The sequence below is a fragment of the Acidiphilium sp. PM genome, from assembly GCF_000219295.1.
Classification (GTDB): domain Bacteria; phylum Pseudomonadota; class Alphaproteobacteria; order Acetobacterales; family Acetobacteraceae; genus Acidiphilium; species Acidiphilium multivorum.
On the sequence record NZ_AFPR01000076.1, the window covers coordinates 1 to 4,396 of the forward strand.

The 4,396-nt window shown below is 70.9% G+C and carries 4 protein-coding genes and 1 pseudogene; 1 reads left to right on the plus strand and 4 read right to left on the minus strand.

Features of this window, described 5'->3' with window-relative positions:
- Positions 1–1,111 (plus strand): carbohydrate porin (locus tag APM_RS03105; RefSeq protein WP_007421900.1); only part of this gene is annotated, 1,111 nt, incomplete at its 5' end.
- Positions 1,112–1,262: 151 nt separating this feature from the next.
- On the opposite strand, the gene APM_RS21975 is transcribed toward APM_RS03105, so the two are convergent.
- From APM_RS21975 to APM_RS03125, 4 genes and pseudogenes are all read right to left on the minus strand, one after another.
- Entirely contained in the window at positions 1,263–1,427 is a 165-nt protein-coding gene (locus APM_RS21975) for a hypothetical protein (RefSeq protein ID WP_013640105.1), read from the minus strand.
- 185 nt (positions 1,428–1,612) lie between these two features.
- On the minus strand, positions 1,613–2,719 hold the full coding sequence (locus APM_RS03115) for a substrate-binding domain-containing protein (protein WP_039887644.1): 1,107 nt from the start codon (positions 2,717–2,719) through the stop codon (positions 1,613–1,615).
- Positions 2,716–3,780 carry an ABC transporter permease gene (locus tag APM_RS03120; protein ID WP_007421902.1) on the minus strand — a complete coding sequence of 355 codons (1,065 nt, stop codon included), beginning with the start codon at positions 3,778–3,780 and terminating at the stop codon, positions 2,716–2,718. Before APM_RS03120 ends, APM_RS03115 begins: the two co-directional genes overlap by 4 nt.
- A pseudogene (locus tag APM_RS03125) lies at positions 3,767–4,396 on the minus strand (ATP-binding cassette domain-containing protein); the annotation flags it as partial. The pseudogene APM_RS03125 and the gene APM_RS03120, both read right to left, overlap by 14 nt.

Genomic DNA, 4,396 nt, shown 5'->3' on the forward strand with positions numbered 1-4,396 from the left:
GCGGGTGGCGCTGGGGCGGTATGCCGGGATTCCGGGGCTTTCGGCCTATGTCTCGGCCTGGCTGGTGCAGGGGCGCGGACCGTCGGGCCATGACGTGCAGAGCCTGAGCGGGCTCGCCTATGAGGAGGCGCCGGGCGGGGCGCGGCTGGGCGATGCCTATCTGAGCTGGAAGGCGGCGCATGACGCGGTGCACGTGAAGCTCGGGAAGTTCGGGATCGACGAGAATTTCGACCAGAACCCGGCGGCGGCGGCGCTGGTGAATTCCAATTTCACCTACCGCAACATCATGGCGGACAACCTGCCGGGCGGCGGGCCGGCGTTTTCCTACGAGGGGCCGGGGGCGATGGTGGCGGTGCAGGCGACGCGGGCGCTGCGGCTGCGGGTGGGGCTGTTCGCCGGCGATCCGCTCGGGCAACCGCTGGAGGGGCCGGCGCCGCCGGCGCGGGATGCGGGCGGCCTCGGCTTTCCGCTGAATGCCGGGGCGCTGGTGATCGGCGAGGCGGATGTCCGCTACCGCCTGCCCGGCCTCGGCCGGGGCATGGCGCTGGTCGGTGGGCTGTACGACACGCTGAGCCGGCCGGACCTGCTCTACAGCGTGACCGGGCAGAGCCTGGCGCTGGCGGCCGTCGGCATCGATCCCGGCCCGGCGCGGCAGGACCGGGGGGATGACGTGATCTATGCCGGGGATACGCAGACGCTCTGGCATGGCGCGCGCGGGCGGCGGCTGCGGGGCTTCGCGCGGGTGGCCGCCGCACCGCCGGACCGCAACCTGATCTCGCTCGACGCGCAGGCGGGGCTGGTGCTGGACGGCACGTTCCGCGGGCGGCCACATGATGCGGCGGCGGTCGCGGTGTCGTGGGACCGGATCAGCCCGCGCGCGGCGACGCTGGTGCGGGCGGAGAACCGGCTCGGCGGGGCGCGCGCGCCGGTGCCGGGGGCGGAGACCGATCTCGAACTCGATTACACGGCGCAGGTGGCGCCCTGGCTGAGCGTGACGCCGGATGTTCAGTATATCGTCCGGCCGGGCGGCGGGATTCCCGATCCGCTGGATGGCGCGAAGGCGGAGCCGGACGCCGTGGTCGGGCAGGTGGAGGTGACGGTGGTGTTCTAGTGTCCTGCCCCTGAAATTCGTGGGTGAATTTCAGGGACAAGCAGGCCACTAAACTATTGTTTTTTCAAGTGTCCACTGTGAATCTGAAATCCGATGGATTTCAGATTCGGGACACTAGAGCATCTTTATCAATGGGATGGAGGCGCGGCGGTCAGCGGGCGAAGGCGGCGAGCAGCAGGGGGGCGGCGGCGAAGCCGGCATAGGCGAACAGCACGGCGAGGTTTTCCGCCTGCTGCCAGCGGGCGATGCCGCGGCGCAGGGTGGTGACGTGCGGGTCGAAGACGATGCGGTCGGTCAGTTCGATGGTGGTGGGCATGGACGTCTCCTTCGCGCGGTTCCGCGCGGCCGGACTCCGGGCCGGCCGCAACTGCTGGTTTTGCTGATAGTCGAATTGTCGCGCCATGCGTGTTGCGAAATCGGCGCGACTGGTTCGCGGCGGGCGCGGTGCCCGCCCCGCGGGACGGTGGATGGGAAGCGGGGCGGGGGATGGCGGCGCCGGCTTCAGCCGGCGCGGCCCCAGATCCGCAGGAACACCTTCTTGTAGCCGTTGGGCGGGTTGAACACGTCCTTGGCGCCGCCGTCCTGGTTGACGTTCTCGGGGGTGAAGAGGTGCACCGGGTCGGGCTCGGCGACCGGCTTCTGCCCGGCGAAGGCGCGGTTCAGCTCATCGACGCATTGCCAGCCCTCCAGCTCCAGCGGGGCGGCGACGGTCGCGGTCTGGAACTGTTTCGTGCGGATGCGCTGGAAGGCGGATTGCGAGCCGTCGCCGGCCGAGACGTTGTAGGGCGGGCCGTCGCCGCGATGGCCGGCGGCGGACAGGCCGGGGGCCATGTAGTCGTAATAGAGGTCGTTGATGGCGAGCGAATAGGTCCAGCTCTTGCCGTATTTGGCGAGCAGGGCGGCGGTGACCTGGGGCATGCGCGTCGCGGTGGAGGAGAGCGGCACGTTCTCGATGCCGAGCAGGTGGCAGCCCTTGCACGCGCGGATGATCGCCGCCATCCGGTTCGACTTGGCGAGCGCGATCGAGAATTCGCTGGTGGTGAAGATGACGACGCCGGCATGCCCGTCCGAGCGGGCGATGGCGTAGAGCGCGGCGGCGCGGGCGACCTCCAGCGGGTCCTGCGCCACGTTGTAGACGATGGCGGGCTTGGCGATCGGCCCCGGGTGCGGGCTGACATTCCAGCCGACCACCTTGATCCCGGCCTTGTCGGCCTGTTCGATGAAGGGGGCGGACTGCGTCGCATCGAGCCCGCCGAGGACGATGCCGGCCGGCTTTAGCGCGATCGCCTCCGACAGGGCGGCGTTCTGCCCGGCCGCCGTGCCCTTGCCGTCGAGCAGCCGGAAGCGCCAGCCGATCGCCTTCGCCGCCGCGCGCACCGCCTCGCCCACGCCGCGCGCCCCGCCATTCGACTGGTTCGACGAGACATAGACGATGAACTTGCCTTCCACCGCCTTCGGCCCGGTGGTCGGCCCGGTATAGGGCAGGGCGGGATTGGTCGCGGCGGCGACATATTGCCGAGCGGTCGCGAGCATCGAGGGCGCGGCCAGCGCCGGTGTCGCGAAGCCGGCGACGGAAAGCGCCGCCAGCAAGGTGGTTTTCCTTTTCATGAGTCCTCCCCGGTTGTGGCGGGCGCCGGCGGCGCCGCCTTGATGAGAACGCCGCGCCGCCGCTGGGCGAGACCGGCCAGGCCGATCGAGACCACGAGGGTGACGCCGTTGAACAGGCTGGAGACGAAGAACGCGCCGCCGAGCTGCTCGATCCCGGAAATGCCGACCGCGAGCAGCAACTCGGCCACCACCGTGCCCCACACGTTCACCCGGCCGGGGCGGATCGTGGTCGAGCCGAGAAAGGCGCCGACCAGCGCGGGCAGCAGGTAGCTGAGCCCGAGGCTGGTCGCGCCGATCCGCAGCTGTGCGGCCAGCACCACCGAGGCGAAGGCGGTCAGCACGCCGGAGGCGACGAAGACGAGGATGACATGCCGGCGCACCGCGATGCCGTTCAGCTCGGCGGCGCGGCGGTTGGCGCCGATCGCGTAGAGCACGCGGCCGAGCGGCATCCGCTCGGTCACCAGCCAGAGCAGCAGCGCCACCACCAGCACGTAGAGCGCGGGAAAGGGGACCAGGCCGAACAGGCGGCCGTCGTTGATGGCGGTGAAGGCCGCAGGCAGCGTGCCGACCACCTGCTCGCCGCCGGTATACCATTCGGCGAGGGCGTAGATGATGGTGCCGGTGCCGAGTGTGGCGATGAAACTGTCGATCTGCGCGATCTCGACCAGCATGCCGTTCATCAGCCCGAACAGCCCGCCGAGGACGAGCACCGCCAGCACCGCGAGCGGCCAGGGCCAGTGATACTGCACCTGCAGGCTGATCGCGATGATCGACCACAGCACGATGCCGTAGCCCACGGTCAGGTCGATCCGCCCGGCGATCATCGGCGGCAGGGCGGCGAGTGCGAGCAGGGCGACGACCGATTTCACCACGAAGATCGCCCGCATGTTGCTGGCCGTGGGGAAAGTGTCCGGCAGCAGCAGCGAGAACAGCACGATCAGTGCCACCGTGAGGATCGGCAGGCCATAGACGGTGAGCAGGCGGCGGCGGAGTTCGGCGCGCGGCAGGGCGGCGCGCTCGGCGCCGCTCGGCTCCAGCGCGTCGGACTTAAGCGATTCCATCGCGGATCTCCCCGGCTTCAGGTGGTGCCGCCGCGATGCCGGCGGAGGCGGCGGCGAGCAGGCGTTCCATGGTCAGCGCCGCCCCGGCGATCTCGGCGACCACGGCGCCGCGGTCGAAGACCAGCGCGCGGTCGCACAATTCGGCGATCTCCTCGAAATCCGACGAGACGACGACGATCGCCGCCCCGGACGCGGCGGCGGCGGCGAAGAGGCGGTAGATGTCGGCCCTGGCACCGACATCGACGCCGGCGGTCGGGTCCTCGAACACCAGCAGGCGGGCGGACTGGTCGAGCCAGCGGCCGACCACGACCTTCTGCTGGTTGCCGCCGGAGAGCTGCTCGATCGGCAGGGCGGGATCGTTCGGCCGCAGGCCGACGGCGCGGCCGAGGGCCATGGCGCGGCGGGCGAGGCGGCCGGGCGGGACGATGGAAAGCGGCTTCATGCCGTGGGCATAGGCGTTGAGGAAGGCGTTCTCGGCGACCGAAAGGCGCGGCGCGGTGGATTCGCCCACCCGGTCGCCGGCGACGAAGCCGATGCCGAGCGCAATCGCCGCCTGCGGGGAGTCCGGCGCGGCATCGGCGCCGTCGAGCAGGAGGCGGCCGGCGGTGCGCGGGGC